General features: G+C 71.6%; 23 protein-coding genes. 10 read left to right on the forward strand and 13 right to left on the reverse strand.

Going from position 1 to position 18,009, the window contains the following annotated elements; all coding sequences use genetic code 11:
* Positions 1 to 24: 24 nt before the first annotated feature.
* Positions 25 to 252 carry a hypothetical protein gene (locus ABIC70_RS06370; protein ID WP_043382998.1) on the reverse strand — a complete coding sequence of 76 codons (228 nt, stop codon included), beginning with the start codon at positions 250 to 252 and terminating at the stop codon, positions 25 to 27.
* A 385-nt stretch (positions 253 to 637) separates the two neighbouring features.
* Here ABIC70_RS06370 and ABIC70_RS06375 point away from each other — a divergent pair, with 385 nt between their 5' ends.
* Positions 638 to 889: a hypothetical protein gene (locus tag ABIC70_RS06375; RefSeq protein ID WP_043382995.1), complete on the forward strand. Its 252-nt coding sequence runs from the start codon at positions 638 to 640 to the stop codon at positions 887 to 889.
* A gap of 51 nt (positions 890 to 940) precedes the next feature.
* Here the strand turns inward: ABIC70_RS06375 and ABIC70_RS06380 are convergent, their stop codons facing one another.
* On the reverse strand, positions 941 to 1,183 hold the full coding sequence (locus tag ABIC70_RS06380; RefSeq protein ID WP_043383152.1) for a hypothetical protein: 243 nt from the start codon (positions 1,181 to 1,183) through the stop codon (positions 941 to 943).
* A gap of 479 nt (positions 1,184 to 1,662) precedes the next feature.
* Here ABIC70_RS06380 and ABIC70_RS06385 point away from each other — a divergent pair, with 479 nt between their 5' ends.
* Entirely contained in the window at positions 1,663 to 1,881 is a 219-nt protein-coding gene (locus ABIC70_RS06385) for a hypothetical protein (RefSeq protein ID WP_210274712.1), read from the forward strand.
* A gap of 112 nt (positions 1,882 to 1,993) precedes the next feature.
* Here the strand turns inward: ABIC70_RS06385 and ABIC70_RS06390 are convergent, their stop codons facing one another.
* The 5 genes from ABIC70_RS06390 to ABIC70_RS06410 all read right to left on the reverse strand — a co-directional run bounded on the left by ABIC70_RS06390 (position 1,994) and on the right by ABIC70_RS06410 (position 4,473).
* A complete protein-coding gene (locus ABIC70_RS06390; protein WP_043353543.1) occupies positions 1,994 to 2,293 on the reverse strand; it encodes a PilZ domain-containing protein in 300 nt (99 codons plus the stop codon).
* Between the two features lie 253 nt (positions 2,294 to 2,546).
* The gene (locus ABIC70_RS06395) at positions 2,547 to 2,729 is read right to left on the reverse strand and encodes a hypothetical protein (RefSeq protein WP_043353544.1); all 183 of its coding nucleotides are present in this window, start codon (positions 2,727 to 2,729) and stop codon (positions 2,547 to 2,549) included.
* 260 nt (positions 2,730 to 2,989) lie between these two features.
* A complete protein-coding gene (locus ABIC70_RS06400; RefSeq protein ID WP_111473990.1) occupies positions 2,990 to 3,364 on the reverse strand; it encodes a hypothetical protein in 375 nt (124 codons plus the stop codon).
* Between the two features lie 126 nt (positions 3,365 to 3,490).
* On the reverse strand, positions 3,491 to 3,766 hold the full coding sequence (locus ABIC70_RS06405; protein WP_043353563.1) for a hypothetical protein: 276 nt from the start codon (positions 3,764 to 3,766) through the stop codon (positions 3,491 to 3,493).
* A gap of 239 nt (positions 3,767 to 4,005) precedes the next feature.
* A complete protein-coding gene (locus ABIC70_RS06410) occupies positions 4,006 to 4,473 on the reverse strand; it encodes a Ros/MucR family transcriptional regulator (RefSeq protein ID WP_043353547.1) in 468 nt (155 codons plus the stop codon).
* Positions 4,474 to 4,798: 325 nt separating this feature from the next.
* On the opposite strand from ABIC70_RS06410, the gene ABIC70_RS06415 reads away from it, so the two are divergent.
* The 5 genes from ABIC70_RS06415 (at position 4,799) to ABIC70_RS06435 (ending at position 6,359) form a co-directional block, all read left to right on the forward strand.
* The gene (locus ABIC70_RS06415) at positions 4,799 to 4,999 is read left to right on the forward strand and encodes a hypothetical protein (protein WP_425285088.1); all 201 of its coding nucleotides are present in this window, start codon (positions 4,799 to 4,801) and stop codon (positions 4,997 to 4,999) included.
* 34 nt (positions 5,000 to 5,033) lie between these two features.
* Complete coding sequence (locus ABIC70_RS06420) at positions 5,034 to 5,219, forward strand: hypothetical protein (RefSeq protein WP_043353550.1); 186 nt, start codon at positions 5,034 to 5,036, stop codon at positions 5,217 to 5,219.
* A gap of 50 nt (positions 5,220 to 5,269) precedes the next feature.
* On the forward strand, positions 5,270 to 5,524 hold the full coding sequence (locus ABIC70_RS06425) for a hypothetical protein (protein ID WP_182592248.1): 255 nt from the start codon (positions 5,270 to 5,272) through the stop codon (positions 5,522 to 5,524).
* Between the two features lie 117 nt (positions 5,525 to 5,641).
* Complete coding sequence (locus tag ABIC70_RS06430; RefSeq protein ID WP_043353552.1) at positions 5,642 to 5,875, forward strand: DUF6894 family protein; 234 nt, start codon at positions 5,642 to 5,644, stop codon at positions 5,873 to 5,875.
* Positions 5,876 to 5,933: 58 nt separating this feature from the next.
* Positions 5,934 to 6,359, forward strand: coding sequence for a hypothetical protein (locus ABIC70_RS06435; RefSeq protein WP_043353555.1), 426 nt, complete (start codon positions 5,934 to 5,936; stop codon positions 6,357 to 6,359).
* A gap of 242 nt (positions 6,360 to 6,601) precedes the next feature.
* Here the strand turns inward: ABIC70_RS06435 and ABIC70_RS06440 are convergent, their stop codons facing one another.
* Both ABIC70_RS06440 and thrS read right to left on the reverse strand, forming a co-directional pair.
* Positions 6,602 to 7,612, reverse strand: a complete 1,011-nt coding sequence (locus ABIC70_RS06440; RefSeq protein WP_182592249.1) for a sensor domain-containing diguanylate cyclase — start codon at positions 7,610 to 7,612, stop codon at positions 6,602 to 6,604.
* 330 nt (positions 7,613 to 7,942) lie between these two features.
* A complete protein-coding gene (thrS, locus tag ABIC70_RS06445; protein ID WP_043757140.1) occupies positions 7,943 to 9,970 on the reverse strand; it encodes a threonine--tRNA ligase in 2,028 nt (675 codons plus the stop codon).
* Positions 9,971 to 10,385: 415 nt separating this feature from the next.
* Between thrS and ABIC70_RS06450 the strand changes: the two genes are divergently transcribed.
* Entirely contained in the window at positions 10,386 to 11,291 is a 906-nt protein-coding gene (locus ABIC70_RS06450; RefSeq protein ID WP_053608319.1) for an NAD(P)-dependent oxidoreductase, read from the forward strand.
* A 132-nt stretch (positions 11,292 to 11,423) separates the two neighbouring features.
* Here the strand turns inward: ABIC70_RS06450 and ABIC70_RS06455 are convergent, their stop codons facing one another.
* From ABIC70_RS06455 to ABIC70_RS06465, 3 genes are all read right to left on the reverse strand, one after another.
* Positions 11,424 to 11,660: a DUF6894 family protein gene (locus ABIC70_RS06455; protein ID WP_043382977.1), complete on the reverse strand. Its 237-nt coding sequence runs from the start codon at positions 11,658 to 11,660 to the stop codon at positions 11,424 to 11,426.
* Between the two features lie 72 nt (positions 11,661 to 11,732).
* Positions 11,733 to 13,652, reverse strand: coding sequence for an ABCB family ABC transporter ATP-binding protein/permease (locus tag ABIC70_RS06460; RefSeq protein WP_179696555.1), 1,920 nt, complete (start codon positions 13,650 to 13,652; stop codon positions 11,733 to 11,735).
* Between the two features lie 85 nt (positions 13,653 to 13,737).
* Complete coding sequence (locus ABIC70_RS06465; protein WP_043383150.1) at positions 13,738 to 13,932, reverse strand: DUF1127 domain-containing protein; 195 nt, start codon at positions 13,930 to 13,932, stop codon at positions 13,738 to 13,740.
* A 106-nt stretch (positions 13,933 to 14,038) separates the two neighbouring features.
* On the opposite strand from ABIC70_RS06465, the gene ABIC70_RS06470 reads away from it, so the two are divergent.
* Entirely contained in the window at positions 14,039 to 15,373 is a 1,335-nt protein-coding gene (locus ABIC70_RS06470; RefSeq protein WP_043347461.1) for an aminotransferase-like domain-containing protein, read from the forward strand.
* Between the two features lie 299 nt (positions 15,374 to 15,672).
* Here the strand turns inward: ABIC70_RS06470 and ABIC70_RS06475 are convergent, their stop codons facing one another.
* Positions 15,673 to 17,175, reverse strand: coding sequence for a LysM peptidoglycan-binding domain-containing protein (locus ABIC70_RS06475; RefSeq protein ID WP_354439259.1), 1,503 nt, complete (start codon positions 17,173 to 17,175; stop codon positions 15,673 to 15,675).
* Positions 17,176 to 17,395: 220 nt separating this feature from the next.
* Here ABIC70_RS06475 and ABIC70_RS06480 point away from each other — a divergent pair, with 220 nt between their 5' ends.
* Entirely contained in the window at positions 17,396 to 17,992 is a 597-nt protein-coding gene (locus ABIC70_RS06480) for an LOG family protein (protein ID WP_043347456.1), read from the forward strand.
* The last annotated feature ends 17 nt before the right edge of the window (positions 17,993 to 18,009 follow it).

Consider the following 18,009-nt stretch of genomic DNA (forward strand, 5'->3'; position numbering starts at 1 on the left):
TCCGCAAGACCCGCGTCGCCCCAGCTATTGCAGGGATCGCGAGCGGGAATGCGCCTGGATCCAGCGCGGTGAGAGGATGTCACCAGCCTCGGTGATGATCCACGGCTGGGCGTCGTCGGACGCGATCGCCTCGAGCGCAACCGCGAGGGCTTCGCGCAGCGTCGCGAACGGGCGCCCCTCCGCGGAACGACCGGTCGCGCGTGCGGGCCAGATGGTGAGTTCGGCCCTTTTGTCGAGATCGGAGGGCGTCATCGGCGCATCCGTGATGCTTGGCATGGTGTGTGGGTCTACCGGGCCTGTGTGACGGGCATCTGGCGCCGGAGGCCGCCAATCCGGGTGCGCCCGTGCGGCTGCGACGAACCATCCGGCGCCCGGATCAGAAATTAAATGATGCGCGCGTCCAAGTTATATTTGAGAACCGGCCAATGGAAGTTTAGTTCATTTGCATCGAATGCATGGGCATTTAATTGTCGCCCTGCTCAGGCCCCCCGGAAAGCCCGGGAACATTGCAAAACCGTGCCGTCGTGGCGATATGGTGCAATGCGAAAAACGCATGCCGCATCGCACAAATCCGTGGTCTCATGCGCTGGTCGATCGCAATCCGCGGTCGACGCTGCGATCGAAACGGAGACGCACCATGCGCACGATCCTCATCCTCGCGTCGGCCGCGCTCACCTCGGCCGCCTTCATCGGCCCGGCCGCCGCCGACGACCACCTGCACCTGACCCCGCCGCTCTATCGGGAGCAGGCCCGGCCTGCCCAGCAGATCCGTGCGATCCACGACCTGACCACCACGCCTCAGCCCGTGGCGGCGCCGGCGACCGTCAGCCGGACGGTCTCGGCCCTTGGCCGACCGATGGTCCAGGCCTCCGTCGAGGCGAGTCGCTGAGCCCGCCGCCGGAGACGGAGCGCCCCGGGCGCCTCTGTCTCCGGCCCTGACTCAGACGATGTGCAACGCCTGAGCGGCTGCCGCCGGCGATACGCCGCGACGGATTAAGCGCCGCGTCCGCGCCCGTTGATCGCGTTCGGCACTGAGGGCGGCTCCGGCCGCCCGATATCCCTCGAGCCACAGTTCCGCCCAGGCATACTGCATCGCCATCACGAGCAATGCGGCATTCTCGGCCTGCCGCAGGCTCAGCCGCAGGCCCTCATCCGCCAGGCGGCCCACCTCCCCGTACATCATTGCCAACTCCGCGTCCGAAGACGGCCGGCAGCGCCGCGACGGGCCGCCCGCCCACGCGCCCAGAGACCGGGCGCGGATGGCTCTGTACACGTCCTGCACGGCGTCATCGCGGCATCGAGCGCCTGCCCGCGGGTGCGGGCGGGATCGGCCGAATCGTGAAGCGCGTCGATGAGCTCCCGATGGCCCTGCGGGCCTGTGCGAGGCCGGTCCCGGCGAAGGCGCGTGTCCGGGTCGGAGCCGCCTGGCGACGCATCCTCGCCCAGGCGGGTCGGCCGCACGAGCACGGAGGTCCAGGGATCGACCGTACCGTGCAACGACCGGTCGGATCTCGGTTTCGCGTCTCACGGGCGAATCCCGTGCGTCGGTGGGCCGATGATGGCCTGCCGCTCCGTGTTGAGGGCCCGCCCTGCGCGGAACGACGCGACGGGGCCCCGTGTCTCTCACGATGGCGGGAGGCGCGATGCGGGACGCGCCTCTATATGGGAGGTGAGAGCAGGGAGAGAGACGTGTTCACCGTCAAGGGGATTGATCCGTCCGGGCGCGTCATGACGTTCGCCTGCGGGACTGACGAGCAAGCCATGGAGAAGACCTGGGAACTGGCCCGGCGCGGCTTCCGCGAGATCACGGTCGCCGACCCGAAGGGCAAGGAACTGTCCGCGGCCGCCTTCGAGCGCTCTCTGAACATCGATTGGGACTGACGCGAGCCGGCTCCACGGTGCCCCGGCGCGCCGACCGGCGCGATGATCCGATGCGAAGGGCCACTTTGGGCCGCGCGGCCTCGCTGCGGGGCGGACCGGCCTTCGGCCGCCTTCAGGCCCGCTCCAGCTCGTGAAGCATCGTCCAGCCGCCCGACCGAGCCGTCTCGGGGACGTCCGCGGTCGCCCCGATCTCGTCCGCCTTGCGCCAGATGGCCTGGCAGACGAGGATCTCGTTGCTCGCGTCGATACTGAGGATGAAGCGATCCGGCACGATCTCGGTGTCCGGAAGCGCGATCCGCACGCCGCCGGCCGATCGATCGTAGACGATGCAGGGCAGGCTTCGATGCTCGTCCACCGAGATGCTGCCGGTCTCGTTCAGGATCGTGCGCGGAGCGCTGCGTCGTTCGAACATCACCGCCTCGACAAACCTCTGTCCGACAGGATCGGACACCCGGGTTCAGACAGGGTTTGCGAAATGCATCGAATTGTCGGGATGCCCGCCGAACTGTGAATTCAGCGGGCTTCGGGCGCGGTGCGATCGGGCGACCGCGTGGCCTGTGCCGCGCCGGCCGCCCAGTAGAAAGGGGGCGATGAAGCCGTGACCGGCGGGTCGGCCTCGTCTGCGCCGCACCGGTCGCGGCTTGCGTATCGATCCGGTGCCGGTCCTAGCCGGTGACGACCTCGACGAGGGTGGTGAGAAAGCCCAGGGCGACCGCGCCGATGCCGCTCATGAAGGCGACATCCCACCCGGCGAATTCCTTCGACTGGGGCGCGCGCATGAAGGCGAACAGCGTGACGGCAGCCCCGCATAGGACGAGGGCGAGGGCCAGATAGAGCGGTCGGGACATGGCGTTTCCTTCTCCGCCGGTCTCGCGGCCCTTGGGGCTCTTGTACGGACGAGTGCGACCGGCTTGATCTGTTCAGTTTCATCCGTCGTCAAAACATGACAGACGAAGAACGGGCGAACAAGATCATAATCTGTTCTGCATTGCGGAACATAAAGTCGGTCTGCCGTCCTCATCTGTTCTGGGCGCGGGCCTCGTGGAAGATCTGTCGCGAGGGCTGTCGATGTCGTGGGGGCTGAGCGCAGGGCCGGCCCCCAGCGGGCTCAGTCGATGAAGACGCGGACGCCGTCTGTATTCAGGATCTCGCGTTGGTCGGCGCACCATTGCTCCGCACCCACCGCGGCGATCTCCTCCGCGACGCGCCGGCCTTCCGCGGCGATGACGGTCTGCGCCTGCCGGTGGCCGAGGGAAACGTCGAGTGCCCGGCGGACCGTGCGGGACAAGCCTTCGGAGACCGTATCATCGACGGTGTAGAACTTGCGGCAGTAGAGAACGATGCCAGCTTGCGCGCCGACGATCCGCACGAGACCCGCGATCGTCTCGGTGCGCGTGGCGTCCTTCGGGTCTTCGGCCGCCGCAGCCGCGGCGGGCAGGACGGCCGCGGCCAGTAACGCGGGGAGCAGAAGAGCACGAGTCATCCGGAGGCCTTCCTTCGGTCCGGGACCGGACCACGCCTCTGGAACGCCGCAGCGGGCGGACAGTGCCCGCGCATCCGCGCGGGCCTGTGGGCTCGTTTCGCGGGCGCACCCGCGAGAGCCCGTCGCTCACTTCCGGGCGGCCATCATGTCATGGGTCAGGACGGTCAGCTTGCCGATCAGGTTGCTGATGTCGGAGCCCTTGCAGGACCATTGCGTGCCGATCGCCTCGCCGTCCGCCGAGACGGAGACCACCGCCACCGAGCGCAAACGGCCCTCGCGGGCCAGCGCCAGCTGATCCTGCAACACGGCGATGATCGACGCGGTGTCCTCGTCCGCGACCGCGGGCGCGATATGCGCCGGGAACGGCACGACCGAACTCGTCATCGTCTGCTCTCGCTTCATCTCGCCGAACCCCTCGGTAACATCCCTGGGCTCCGGCGTGCGCATCAGCTTTGTGCAGAGTGTGGCAGCTTGTCCGTGTCCTGCGATGTCTTGGAGGCGTGTGGCGGTGATGCAACGGTTTCGGTGCGTTCCGGCGGCCAAAGGCTGCGGACCGTTCCGGCCGCAGCGGCGCGATGCGCGTGGCTCCGCGGAGCGTTGCGGGGGCGCCCCGCACGGGGCACCCCCGGAGATGTCCGCCTTCAGGCTGCCTTGCGGCCCTTGCGCTCACGCTCGGCCATGGCGCCGGGCTGGCCCAGGCCGATCGCCTTGGCGAGGGCGGAGCGCTGCTCGGCGTAGCTCGGGGCGACCATCGGGTAGTCGGCCGGAAGGCCGTAGCGGTCCCGGTAGCTGCGCGGATCGAGGCCGTGGCTGGTCAGGTGACGCTTCAGCGTCTTGTAGGTCTTGCCGTCGATGAAGCTGACGATCCCGTCCTGCCGGACCGACTTGCGGATCTGGGCCGCGCTCGGCTTCTCGATATCGGCCTGGGGCGCCGCCCCGGTCTCCGGCGTCAGGGTCCCGGCGACGAGCCCGCTGATCGCGCCGTGCACCCGCGCGATCAGGGCCGGCAGCTCCGAGGCCGGAACCGGATTGTTCGACACGTAGGCGGCGACGATGTCGCCCGCCAGCTCGATGAAATTCGAGTTGGGCCCTGTGGTTTCCTCTGTCACTGCAAGATTCCTGATGTGCCCCTCACGAGGGATCTGCTACTTTTGAGCGCTGAATGCAAGTTACAAAAGCGTTTGGCGCGGGGCATCCTGCGGATGACTGGCGTGCGCGCGGCGGACAGCTGGAAGGTAGATCTGGCAATCGGCGATGGAGAACTTTCTTGCGCGGCCCGGCGAAGCCTATCGACTGCGGTAGTGTTTCCACTCTGCGGAACGACCAGAAGGCGAGTCTCGCGGCTTCGGAGCTTGCGCGTCTCTGTCGGCCGGGGGCTGCATCGTCTTCTGCGGTGACGCGGCGGCCGGGGCGTGGCATGGCGCGGCCATGCTGATGCTCGTGCTTCTCATCGCCCTGCTGGCCGTCGTGGTCGTGATGATCGTCCTCCGGCGGTGGACCGGGCGCCTCGCTTCGCTCGCGACGCTGCTGGCCGGAGCGATCGCGGTTCTGTGGCTCGCCGAGGTCGGACTGCTTCCGGGCACCCAGGGGCCGCTGACGGCGCAACGCCCCCTCGTTCCGGGGCTCGACCGGTAACGGTCCGGTAAGCGTGCCGGCGCGAGCATGGGCCATGCCCACGCTCTCCGCCCCGCGCCTGCTCACGTTCCTGGTGTCGGCCGTGTTGATCGGCCTTGCCGTCGCCAGCCTGTACACGCGCATCCCCATGGTCGGTAAAACGGTCGTGGCGCACCGGCAATGGTTCTTCATCGGTGCCTACGTCCTGCTCGCCCTTGGGGTGACCACACGCAGCCTGTAGGCGAGCGAGCCGTCGGCCTCGCGATCGCCGGCTGCGCCGAGGAGACCGGAATGACCCTGAGGACCACCTTCCTCGTGCAGCCGTTCGAGCTGCATCGGAAACGCCTGCGGCCCGCCCGTCAGGAGCCCGCCCAGAGCGAGTTCGGCGCCCTCAAGAAGGCGGAGGCGCTGGCCGCCCGCATGCCGGGCGCGGCGGCCCTCAAGATCGTCGCGGACGACGAGACCGGAGAACTGGAAGGCGTGACGATCCTCGGCCAGTTCGGGGAGGTTCCGGACGATTTTGCCGAGACTCTTCTGGGGAACTGATCCCGGCCGCGTCTCGGGATGCGACACGGAGGACCGCGCAGTGCGGCCCGCGGGAAACTACGTAGAAACACCGGCGGTCGATACCTGCGCGCTTCCGCGCTCGCTGAGCCCGCATCCGTGCCCCGCTATTTCATCGATCTCCACGACGGCGCCAACCTGATTCGCGATCGGGACGGCTTCGATCTGCCCGATCTTGCCGCGGCGCGGGCGAAGGCGGTTCGATTGCTGACCCGGGTCGCGCAGGGGCTGACCGATCCGGTGCAGCGGCAGGACTACGTCATCGCCGTGCGCGACGAGCAGGGCGCGGTCCGCCTGCGGCTGCGCCTCTCCTACGATGTTGAAACCGGCTGACGGCGCGCCCTCCGGCGCGGTGTCGGAGGCCGGCACGGGTCCAAGACAGGGGCATCACATGCGACGTTCGACAGGTCCGGCCCGTGCCCTCGCGGCAGCGCTCATGCTTCTCGGCTCGGCCGGATGGGCGACGGCGCAGACCGCACCGCCCCCGCCGGCGGGCACGGCTTCGGCCACGGCCGACAACGCCGTGATGCTGACGGTCTTCCTGCGCCACGACCAATCGCGCCCGCTGGCGGACCTGAACGCGCAGCTCGCCCGGCAGGGATTCTACAAGGCCTTCCCGCCTCCGGGCATCGAGGTCGTCTCCTGGACCGTCGTCATGGGGATCGGGCAGATCATCGTGCTGCGGCTGCCCGCATCCCGCCTGCGCGAGGTCAACCGCGTCCTCGAGGACACGGCCTGGGGTGCGTATCGCACCGAGTTCTACCCGACCTACGATTACAAGGCCGTGGGCCTCGGGGAGCACGAGAAGGCGCGCTGAGCGCCTCCCCGCCCGCAGATCCGGCGGCTCCGCTCAGACGAAATGCGCCGGCAGGGACAGGGCCTGCGCGTACAGGGTCAGCGCGATGGCGCCACCCGCCAGGGTGAGCGCCAGTGTGATGCGGTTGGTCCAGCTCATCGTCGATCTCCCTCCGGCTCGCGACTGTCTTCGCGGTATGGGGAAGAGATAAGCCCAAGCTTTCGCGGCGGGCGTGTTCCGCGGCACATCGGGGTGCGGCCGCCTCAGGCCGGGGCTCCGCGTCCGGTATCCGTCGGCCCGAGAATCAGCGCTTCGTCCCACAGGCACGGATGGCCGAGCCGCTTGGCCGTGTACATCGCCGCGTCGGCTCGCTCCGCCAGGGCCTGCGCCCGCGTGGCGTGCAGGGGTGCGCAGGCCACGCCGATCGCGGCGCCCACGCGGATCGGGGATCCCGCACCGAGATCGTAGGGGGCGGCGAGGCGCGCCTGGAGGTGCAGGGCGAAGCCCAGCGCCGGCGCCGGCGCCGCGTCGCCCAGGAGGATGGTGAACTCGTCGCCCCCGAGCCGCGCGGCGATGTCTGCCGCCCCCAACCCCTCCCGGAGGCGCTCGGCCAGCTGCCGCAGGAGCGCGTCGCCCATGGCGTGACCGTGACGGTCGTTGACCGGCTTGAAGCCGTCGAGGTCGATGGACAGCAAGGCGCAGGGCACGCCGTCGCGGCGCGCCAGGGCCCGGTCGAGCCGGGCCGCGAACAGGTAGCGGTTCGGCAATCCGGTCAGCGGGTCGTGGTGGGCCATGTAGCGCAGGAGCGACTCCGTCCGGCGGCGCTCGGTCACGTCCTCCCACAGGGCGGTCCAGCCGCCGCCGGCCTGCGGGTGCAGCGTGCGCGCGATCTGGCGCCCGTCCGGAAGCGTCTGCACCACCGCATCGGTCGTGCCCCGGGCGCGGAGCCGCCGGCACGCCGCCCAGAGCCCGTTCGGATCCCGGTCGGACGGGAGGGGCCCGGCCGCGCTCGCGGCATCGACCTCCCGAGCATGCAGGCCGGGCCGGATCCGGTTCGCGGCCGACCCGAAGAGGCGCCGGAACCCGTCGCTCATGAACAGCAGCCGGTCGGCGGCATCGAACACGCACAGGCCGTGCGGCAGGGAATCCAGGGCCCGGACCAAACCGGGTCCGAGGGTGCGTCCGCGGCCGAGGCCGTCCTGGCGCCGGCCACGGACAGCCCGAGGATAGCGCCGCGCCAGCTTCATCGCCGCCCTGCCCAACCGCGCCGTCATGGCCATTCCCCCGATGCAACCCGACCACGTCGCGCGGCCGCCGGATCGAGCCGGCTCGGAAATTAATCCCTTGTCCTCATAGAATGGGATTCCTTTCGCCAACCTTGACGAAATCAATTCGCGTTCAACGATCCTTGGCGCGGTCGCGCCATCCGGAAGTTGAGACGGTCGCGTGGATGCGCCTCAAGACTGTCCAGAGCCCCGGACGAGGTCCCGGCGCGCGGATGCCGGCCGTCGGCCAAGGCGGTTTCCGCGTCCGCCCGGCGGCGCAGGCCGGGCGGGTCGATCCGGCCGCCGCGCGATCCGCGCGGCGGCGCGATCACGGCGCGATCACGGGGCGTCGTGCACGCCGTGATGGCCGTCGAGGACGGTGTCGCTGGTCGGGACCGTCTCGGCCACCGCCTGGGCGCGGCGGATATCCGGGGCGGTCGCCTCCGCCACGAAGGCCGCCACGGCCTCGGTCAGAGGCAGGGTGCGGGTCTGCTGGCTGCCGAGCCGCCGGATCGAGACCGTCCGCTCCTCCGCCTCGCGCTTCCCGAGGGCGAGCAGGACCGGCACCTTGGCCAGCGAGTGCTCGCGGACCTTGTAGTTGATCTTCTCGTTGCGGAGATCCGCCTCGACCCGCAGGCCGGCCCGCTCCAGGGTCCGGATGACGTCCCGGGCGTAGGCGTCGGCCTCGCCGGTGATCGTCGCCACCACCACCTGCACGGGCGCCAGCCAGAGCGGGAAATGCCCGGCGAAATGCTCGATCAGGATGCCGGTGAAGCGCTCCATCGAGCCGCAGATCGCCCGGTGGACCATGACGGGCGGCTTCCTCGCGCCGTCGGCGTCGATGTAGAAGGCGCCGAACCGCTCGGGCAGGTTGAAGTCCACCTGCGTGGTCCCGCATTGCCAGTCGCGGCCGATGGCGTCGCGGAGCACGTACTCGAATTTGGGCCCGTAGAACGCGCCCTCCCCCGGGTTCACCGCGGTCTTGATCCGGCCGGCCGACTGCTCCTCGATCTGGGCCAGAACCCGGGTCATCACCTCCTCGGCATGGTCCCAGAGGGCGTCGGAGCCGACGCGCTTCTCGGGCCGGGTCGAGAGCTTCACGACGATCTGGTCGAAGCCGAAATCCGCGTAGGTCGAGAGGATCAGGTCGTTGATCTTCAGGCACTCGTCGGCGAGCTGGTCCTCGGTGCAGAACACGTGGGCGTCGTCCTGCGTGAAGCCGCGCACACGCATCAGCCCGTGCATGGCGCCCGACGGCTCGTAGCGGTGCACGATCCCGAACTCGGCCATGCGCAGGGGCAGGTCGCGGTAGGATTTCAGGCCGTGCTTGAAGATCTGCACGTGGCCCGGGCAGTTCATCGGCTTGAGGGCGAACCAGCGCTTGTCCTCGGCCTCCTCGCCGGCCGACTGCGCGGCGAACATGTTCTCCCGGTACCAGCCCCAGTGGCCGGAGGTCTCCCACAGGGCCTTGTCGAGGATCTGCGGGGCGTTCACCTCGGCGTAGTCGCCGCGCAGGCGGCGGCGCATGTAGGCGATCAGCTCCTGGAAGATCGTCCAGCCCTTGGCGTGCCAGAAGACGACGCCCGGCCCCTCCTCCTGGAAGTGGAACAGGTCCATCTCGCGGCCGAGGCGGCGGTGGTCGCGGCGCTCGGCCTCCTCCAGCCGGTGCAGGTAATCGTCGAGGTCGGCCTGGCTCGCCCAGGCCGTCCCGTAGATGCGGGTCAGCATCGGGTTGTTCGAATCGCCCCGCCAGTAGGCGCCCGCGACCTTCATCAGCTTGAAGGCGGTGCCGACCTTGGCGGTCGAGGTCATGTGCGGGCCGCGGCAGAGGTCGAACCAGTCGCCCTGCCGGTAGATCTTCAGATCCTCGCCCGGCGGGATCGCGTCGACCAGCTCGACCTTGAAGCCCTCGCCCTTGCCGGCGAACAGGGCGCGCACGTCCTCGCGCGTCCAGACTTCCTTGGTGAAGGGGGCATCGCGCGCAATGATCTCGCGCATCTTCGCCTCGATCTTCGGGAAGTCCTCGGGCGTGAACGGGGTCTCGCGATGGAAGTCGTAGTAGAAGCCGTTCTCGATCACCGGGCCGATCGTGACCTGCGTCTCCGGCCAGAGCGCCTGCACCGCCTCGGCGAGCACGTGGGCGCAATCGTGTCGGATCAGCTCCAGGCTGCGCGGGTCGGTGCGGTCGAGGAACTCGATGCGGGCGTCGCCCGCGATCGGGTCGTCGAGGTCGGCGACCGTGCCGTCGAGCGCCATGGCGACGGTGCGCTTGGCCAGCGACTTGGCGATGCCCTCGACCACGGCGCGGCCGGTGGTGCCGGCGGCGATCTCCCGGGTGTTGCCATCGGGGAAGGTGAGGATCGGCATGGTTCGAGCGTCTCCGGGCTCAGTCCTGCATACGCGGCAGGTAAGCAATTTCGGGGGAGCGGCCGTGTAGACCGATTTCTCGGGCGAGGGAACAACGGCGCGGCGCAACTCCACGCATCCCTGGCCCCCGTCCGCCGTTCCGGTGCGCCTGATCCCGCGCGGCCGCGCTGGAGGGCGGGACGCGAGCACAGGGAATTCGGGTCCCCTCTCCCGCACGGGAGAGGGGGCACGGCGCGGGTGTCCCGACCGGAGCAGCCTCCGGAGCCGGGTCCCGCTGCGCGGCCCCGGGATGACGCGCGTCCCACGAATGCCGGAGACGGGGCTGGAAGACGGCCCCGTCCGGCGACATGCTGGCGCGGCGCCTCCCCCCGTACGGACGGGCGGGCGGCCGGACACCCGGAACAGGGACACCCGCATGGCCGCGCGCTTCGCCCTCCTCGGCCTCGGCGCGATGGGGCATCCCATCGCCCGCAACCTCGCGGCCAAGCGGGACTCCGACGCCGAGACGCTCGTCGCGATTGATTGCGATCCGCGGCGCCTCGCCGGTCTCGACACGCCGGGGCTCGTCGCCACGACCGATCCTGGTCAGGCCGCCGGCGCCGACGTGCTGTTCCTGTGTCTGCCGGACGGCGACGCGGTCGAGGCGGCGCTCTTCGGCACCGGCGCCTTGGCGGAGCGCCTCGCCCCCGGGGCAGTCGTGGTCGACCTCAGCACCATCGCCCACGCCAAGGCCCTGGCGATTGGCCGCGCCGTGGCGGCGACCGGGCGCGCCTTCGTCGATGCGCCGGTCTCCGGGGCGCCGGCCGGTGCCGAGGCCGGGACGCTCACCGTGATGTGCGGCGGCGAGGCCGGGGCGGTGGCGCGGGTGCGCCCGCTGCTGGCGCGGATCGGCACGACCATCCTCGCTATGGGGCCGGCCGGGTCTGGCCAGCTCACCAAGACGATCAACAACGCGCTCTACGACATCAACATCGCGGCGCTCGCCGAGGTGCTGCCGATGGCCGTCGCCCTGGGGCTCGACCCGGATCAGGTCGCCCAGGTGGTCACCACGGGCACGAGCCGAAGCTACGCGGCGCAGTTTTTCGTGCCGCGCATCCTCCAGGGCCGCTTCGACGAGGGTTATCCGATGGGGGCGGCCTACAAGGACCTCGTCGCCGCGGCGGCGATCGCCGCGGAGAACGGCTTCCCGATGCCGGTCACCGCGGCCGCCACCGTCACCTACCAGACCGCCCTGCGCCAGGGACACGGCGACCGGGACAAGGGCGCTATGGTCCTGCCGTTCGAGGCGCTGCTCGGGGTCCGGGTGCGGTCGCGGTCCTAGGGGATCGCCCCGGCGGAGCGGCCGCGAAGGAGGGCTTCAGGGATCGCGCGCCCGGCCGGAGGCCTCCTTCGCGGCCTTCGCCGCGCTCCGGCACCGCGGGACGCGGGCGCGGATGCGAGGCATCCCGCGGGATCAGGGCAGCTCCAGCACGTCCTTGAGGGGGACCACCGCCAGCACCGCACCCGACGCGTCGGCGATCTCGAAGGACTGGCCGGCCAGCACCGCGCCGTCGACGCGCTGGATCTCCAAGAGCGCGCGGGCGGAGCGCTCGGCCTCGGCGCGGGCGGCGTCGAGGTCGGCCAGGTCAGCGCCGTCGAGATCCTCGATCAGCCACTGGCCGTCACGGATGTGGAGATAGAAGTGCGGCATGTCCGGCAAACGGCCGCTGCCGCCTCCGGTTGCACCTGGGCCGCTCGGCACGGTCCGCTTGTGTCCGCCCGGTCACTCCGCGGCTTCGGTCTCGGGCAGGGCCGCCTGCCCGGGCCGGGGCGCCACCGGTGCGTCGGCGCGCTGCAGAACCTCCAGGGCCGCATCGGCCTCCCGCTGGCGGTCCCAGAGCGCCGCGTAGACGCCCCCGGCCTCCAGCAGCTCCGCATGGGTGCCGCGCTCGACGATGCGGCCGTGGTCGAGGACCAGGATCGCGTCGGCGTTGACCACCGTGGACAGCCGGTGGGCGATCACCAGGGTGGTGCGGCCGCGGCTGACCCGGTCCAGCGCCGACTGGATCTCCGCCTCCGTGAAGGAATCGAGCGCCGAGGTCGCCTCGTCGAGCACAAGGATCGGCGGCGCCTTGAGGATGGTCCGGGCGATGGCGACCCGCTGCTTCTCGCCGCCCGAGAGCTTCAGGCCGCGCTCGCCCACCGGCGTGTCGTAGCCCTCCGGCAGGCTCGAGACGAAGCGGTCGATCTGCGCGAGCCGGGCCGCCTCGCGCAGCTCCGCGTCGGTGGCGTCGGCCCGGCCGTAGCGGATGTTATATCCGATCGTGTCGTTGAACAGCACCGTGTCCTGCGGGACCATGCCGATGGCTGCCCTCAGGGATTCCTGCGTCACCGCCGCGATGTCCTGCCCGTCGATGCTGATCCGCCCGCCCTGCGGCTCGTAGAACCGGAACAGCAGGCGCGAGAGCGTCGACTTGCCCGCCCCCGAGGGCCCGACCACCGCCACCGTCTGGCCCGCCGGGATCGCGAAGGAGACGCCGCGCAGGATCGGCCGCTCCGGATGGTAGGCGAAGCGGACATCCTCGAACCGCACCGTGCCGCCCGCCACCGCGAGCGGCGCGGCGCCCGGCCGGTCGGCGATCTCGGGGTTCTGCCCGAGGATGCGGAACATGTCGTCGATGTCGATGAGCGCCTGTTTGATCTCGCGGTAGATCATCCCCATGAAGTTGAGGGGCATCGAGAGCTGCACCAGCATGGTGTTGGCGAGCACGAAGCCGCCGATCGTGGTGCGCCCGGCCAGGATGTCCCGGGCGGCGAGCCACATCACCACGGTCATGCCCAGGGTGAAGATCACCGCCTGCCCGGCATTGAGCACCGCCAGGGACACGTAGGTCTGCGTCGAGGCCTTCTCGTACCGCGCCATCGACTCGTCGTAGCGGGCGGCCTCGCGGCGCTCGGCGCCGAAATACTTGACGGTCTCGTAATTGAGCAGCGAATCGACCGCCTTGGTGTTGGCGTCCGTGTCCGAGGCATTCATCCGGCGGCGGATGGCGATCCGCCACTCGGTCGCCTTGTAGGTGAAGGCGAGATAGGCCGCGACCGTCACGAAGGCGGTCGCCGCGTAGGTCCAGCTGAACTCGTAGGCCAGCACGCCGAGCACCAGCACGAACTCGACGATGGTCGGCACGAGCGTCAGCACCATCAGGCGCGACAATTCCTCGATGCCGGCGCGGCCGCGCTCCAGCACCCGGGTGAGGCCGCCGGTCTTGCGCTCCAGATGGAAGCGCAGGGACAGCCGGTGCATGTGCTCGAAGGTCTGGAGCGCGAGGCGCCGCACCGCATGCATCGCCACCTTGGCGAACAGACCGTCGCGCACCTGGGTCAGCGCCGACATGGCGATCCGCGAGACGCCGTAGAGGGCGATCAAGAGCATCGGCGCGGCGAGCAGCCCCGTGGGCACCGGTGCGTCCTTGCCCCCCACGGCGGCGACCAGCGCGTCGGTAATCCACTTGAAGGTGAACGGCGTCACCATCGTCACCAGCTTGGCGGCGAGCAGCAGGCCGAAGGCCAGGAAGACGCGGCGCTGCAGGTCGGGCCGGCCATGGGGCCAGAGATGCGGCCAGAGCCGGCGGTAGGTGGCGATCAGGCCGGGGCGCTCGGCCGGGAGAGGCGGCCCGGCCTGAGGCGCGGTCTTGTCGGTCATGCGGGTTCTGTCGGGAGGGAATGCTGAGTGCCGCATATAGGCGCGGGGCGGCGCGGGATCACCCGCGCTGCGCGCAGGGCACCCGTCACGCCCGCCAGAACGGCTTCGCGATCTCGATGCGCAGCGCCCACGGCTCCAGGCCGGCATCCCGAGCCTGATCGGGGTGGAGCGCCGCGAGGGCGCGCCGGGTGCGGATCCGATTCAGCCACGTCCGGAGCAGGGACGGGCGCGCGGCGGGGCGGCGAAGGGCGGGTGACGAAGACAATGTGACGGCGGGCATCGCGGTCGATCCGGTGGCGGGGATGTGCAGTCCGGCCGGGATTGCTGGCGGAGCATTGATCCGATACACATCTCGGATCAATCGAAACATTGATCTCGGAGCAATGATGCGCGCCGCGGATTACCGCTCCGTCGCCGACGCGATCGCCGCCGACATTGCGGCGGGCCGGCTGCGCCCCGGGGCGCGGCTGCCGCCGCAGCGGGACTTCGCCTACGCCCGGGGCATCGCGGTCTCGACGGCGAGCCGGGTCTACGCGGAACTGGCCCGCCGGGGGCTGGTGACCGGCGAGGTCGGGCGGGGCACCTATGTCCGCAGCGATCCGGGGCAGGCCGGCCTGCTCCGGCCGGAGCCGCCCGCGGCGGCCCTCGACCTGCAGCGGACCCATTCGCGCCTGCCGGAGCAGGAGGCGGTCCTGTCCGAGACCCTGGCGGCGCTGGCCCGCAGCGGCGCCGAGATCGGCTTCAGCCAGTACGGGCCCGCGGGCACGCCGCGGGCGCAGGCCGTCGCCGCCGGGTTCCTGGCCCGGGAGGGGTACGCCCCCGATCCCGCCGATATCCTGTTCACCGGCAACGGCCGGCAGGCGCTGGCCGCCGCCCTGGCGGCCCTGGCGGCGCCCGGCGAGCGGATCGGCTGCGAGCCCCTGACCTATCCGGGGGTGAAGGGCATCGCGGCGCGGCTCGGGATCACGCTGATCCCGCTGGCGATGGATGCCGAGGGTGTCTGTCCCGAGGCGCTGCTCCAGGCCCACCGGGCGACCCCGCTGAGCGGCGTCTATCTCCAGCCGACCCTGCACAATCCCCTCGGCGCCACGATGGGGCCGGCGCGGCGGGCCGCCCTGGCGGAGGTCCTGGATCGCACCGGGCTCATCGCCATCGAGGACGCGGTCTACAGTTTCCTGGCCGAGGCGCCGCCGCTGGCCGGCCTCGTGCCGCACCGGGTGATCTTCGTGGACAGCCTGTCGAAGCGGGTGATGCCGGCCCTGACGGTCGGCCTGATCGCCGCGCCGCCTGCCCTGACCGACCGGCTCGCCGCCTCCGTCCGCCAGGGGGCCTGGACGGTGCTCGGCCTGTCGCTCGCGGCCGGCATGCACTGGATGGCCGGGGGCTCGGCGGCGGCGCTGGCCGAGGCCAAGCGCCACGATGCGGCGGCCCGGCAGGCTCTGGCCCGGGCCGCGCTCGCCGACCTCCGGGTGGTGGGCGATCCGCAGGCCTACCACCTCTGGCTGGAACTGCCCGAGACGTGGCGGGCCGAGGCCTACGCGGCCGCGGCCCTGCGCCAGGGCATCGCCCTCCTCCCGGCCTCGGCCTTCGCGGTCCATCCCGGCCACGCGCCGAACGCGGTGCGCCTCGCCCTGGCCTCCCCGTCCCGCGCGGACCTCGACGGGGCGCTGCGCAGCCTGCGCCGCCTGGCGTTTGCGGGCGACGATCAGGTCGTGGAGTGAGGCGGTCTGGGGACGGCGCCGGTGCCCGGCTCTACCCGGCTCTGCCCGGGCTGTGCCGCCGCGGTCACGGCGGCCGGCGTGACGACGGTTCGGCGGCATCGACCGGAGGCGGTCCGGGCGCCTTGCGCGCGGGGACCCGTCCCGTCCCTGGGCCTCGCCCTGATTGGCGATCGGGATTCCGGAGCCCTCCTGCGAGGCCCGCGCGCGCGGGCACCCCAGGACGAGGTCGCGGTCTGGAGCTCCGGCGTTTCAGGCCGCCCCGGCGGCCCTGAGGGCGGTCGGGCAGGCCCCGAAGCCGCTCAGCCGCGCTTGTCGGCGGGGAGCACGAAGATCTGGCCCGGATAGATCAGGTCCGGATCGCGGATCTGGTTCTGGTTGGCGTCGTAGATCACCGTGTAGCGCTCGCCCCGGCCATAGGTGCGCTGGCTGATGCGCCACAGATTGTCGCCGCGGGTGATCCGGGCCGTGCTGATCTCCGGCACGAACACCGTCCCGGCCCGGTTCGGCCCCGCCATGTCGGCCACCAGGGGGCTCGCTCCGGTGGCCGGGGGCGAGGCCGCGGCCGGCCGGTCCCGATCGGCCCCGTCGCGGGCGTCGCCGGCCCGCGCGTCCGGGGCCCGCGCCCCGTCCTGGGCGGCCGAGGGCGCAGGCTCGGCGGGTTCCCGGGCGGCGAGCTGCGCCGGCTCGGGCACCGACAGGGGCACCGCCGCGCGGCTGGCGACCTTGCCGGTGGCCGGGTCGACCTCATCGATCCGCACTTGGTACTGGCCGGACTTGAGACCGCGCCCGATGGTGAAGGTCGCCCGGCCGTCCGGTCCGATGCTGCCGGGGGCGATCAGCGTGTCGTTGAGGTAGAGCTGGATCCTGGCTCCCGGCGTACCGGTGGCCGTCACGAACAGGCGGCCGTTCCCCTGCACGTCCACGCTGACGATCCGGGTCGGCGCCGACCCGGGCGCCGCGGCCTCGCGGGTCTCGCCGCTCCCGGCCGGCCGCGCGGCCTGCGCCGGGTCGGCGGGCCTGGAGCCGGGCTCGGTGCTGGGCTGAGAGCCGGGCTGAGAGCTGGGCTTGGATCCGGCCCTGCCATCCGCCTTGCCTCCCGCCTTGGCGTCGGCCGTCGCGCCGGGGGCGCAGGGCTGCGACAGCACCACGGTCGCGGCGTCCGGGGCGGTCAGGGCCACCAGGGGCTGGCGATCCCGGCCGGGGGCGACATCCACCGCGACGCTCTGCTGCGACTCGGTCGCGCGCCCGTCCTTGCCGGTCATGCGCAGGCGGAGGGTGCTGGCCCCCGCCGGCAGGGCCGGCGGCACGATCGCGAACTGGCCGTTGGCGTCGGCCTTGGCCCGGGCCACCGGCCTGCCGTCGACCAGCATCTCGATCCCGGCATCCGGCGCACCGCGGCCGGCCACCACGGCGTCGCCGTTCGGCTCGACCCGGACGATGTCGAAGCGCGGCGCCTCGGCGGCGTCCGGCAGGCGCGCATCCGGGCTTGGGCCGGCCTGCGGCGCTCCGGGTGCGGCGGCGCGGGGATCCTGCGGGCGGGCGGCCATGTTGCCCGCCCCCGGCGCCGGGCTCGCCCGGCCCGGCTTGTCGTCGCGAAAGTCGATGGTCGGGTCGGGGCGACCGGCCACGGCGCCCGGATCGGTCAGGCCGCGCAGGCTGGCGCTCGGCGCGGGGGAGTCCGGACCGGGCCGGCCGGTGAGCCGCCGCAGGGAATCGCCGCCGAACAGCGCCAGCACGAGTCCCAGTCCGCCGAGAAGGCCGGCGAGCGCCAGGGCGAGACTGCGCCGCACCTGTCTCGACATCGCCACGAAGGCCTCCCCTGATCCTGCCGCCGCCCGTCGGGCCGCCCCGCGCGAAAACCGTCGACGGCGCCGCCCATAATACCGTACATGGTCCTGACACCAAGCCGTCCCGCCGTCCAGGCGGGCGAATCCCCCGCGAATTCAGCAGTTTGGCGCGTGGAGTGCCGGGCGCGGGGCGTGTTCTGGACGGCTCGCAACGGACGCGCGAGGAGGGCGCCGGATGGCCCCGGTGAGGACAGTCTGTGTCTATTGCGGCTCCGGCTTCGGCCGCGACCCGGCCTTCCGCGAGGCCGCGGAGGTCCTCGGGACCGCGCTCGCGCAGGCGGGGATGCGCCTCGTCTACGGCGGCGGCGATGTCGGCCTGATGGGAACGGTCGCCCGGGCGGCGCTCGCCGCCGGCGGCCACGTCACCGGCATCATCCCGGATTTCCTCCAGGCGCGGGAGCACATGCTGGCGGACGTCCAGGAGACCGTGGTGGTGCCCGACATGCACACCCGCAAGCGCCTGATGTTCGAGCACTCGGATGCCTTCGTGACCCTGCCGGGCGGCATCGGCACCCTGGAAGAGCTGGTCGAGCAGCTGACCTGGGCGCAGCTCGGGCGGCACCGGAAGCCGGTGGTGCTGGTCTCGGTGGCGGAGTTCTGGGCGCCGCTGCTCGCCCTGTTCGAGCACATGCGCGGCCACGGCTTCATCCGCGAGGGCCTCGACCTGAGCTACCTCGTCGCCCGCGAGGCGGCCGAGGTGGTGCCGATGCTCCGCACGGCCGGCCACGAGCCGGATCCCCAGGCCGAGACCATCGTCCAGCAGCGGATGTGAGGCGGTCCGGGCGGGAT

The sequence above is a fragment of the Methylobacterium sp. 1973 genome, from assembly GCF_040545035.1.
Lineage (GTDB): Bacteria > Pseudomonadota > Alphaproteobacteria > Rhizobiales > Beijerinckiaceae > Methylobacterium > Methylobacterium fujisawaense.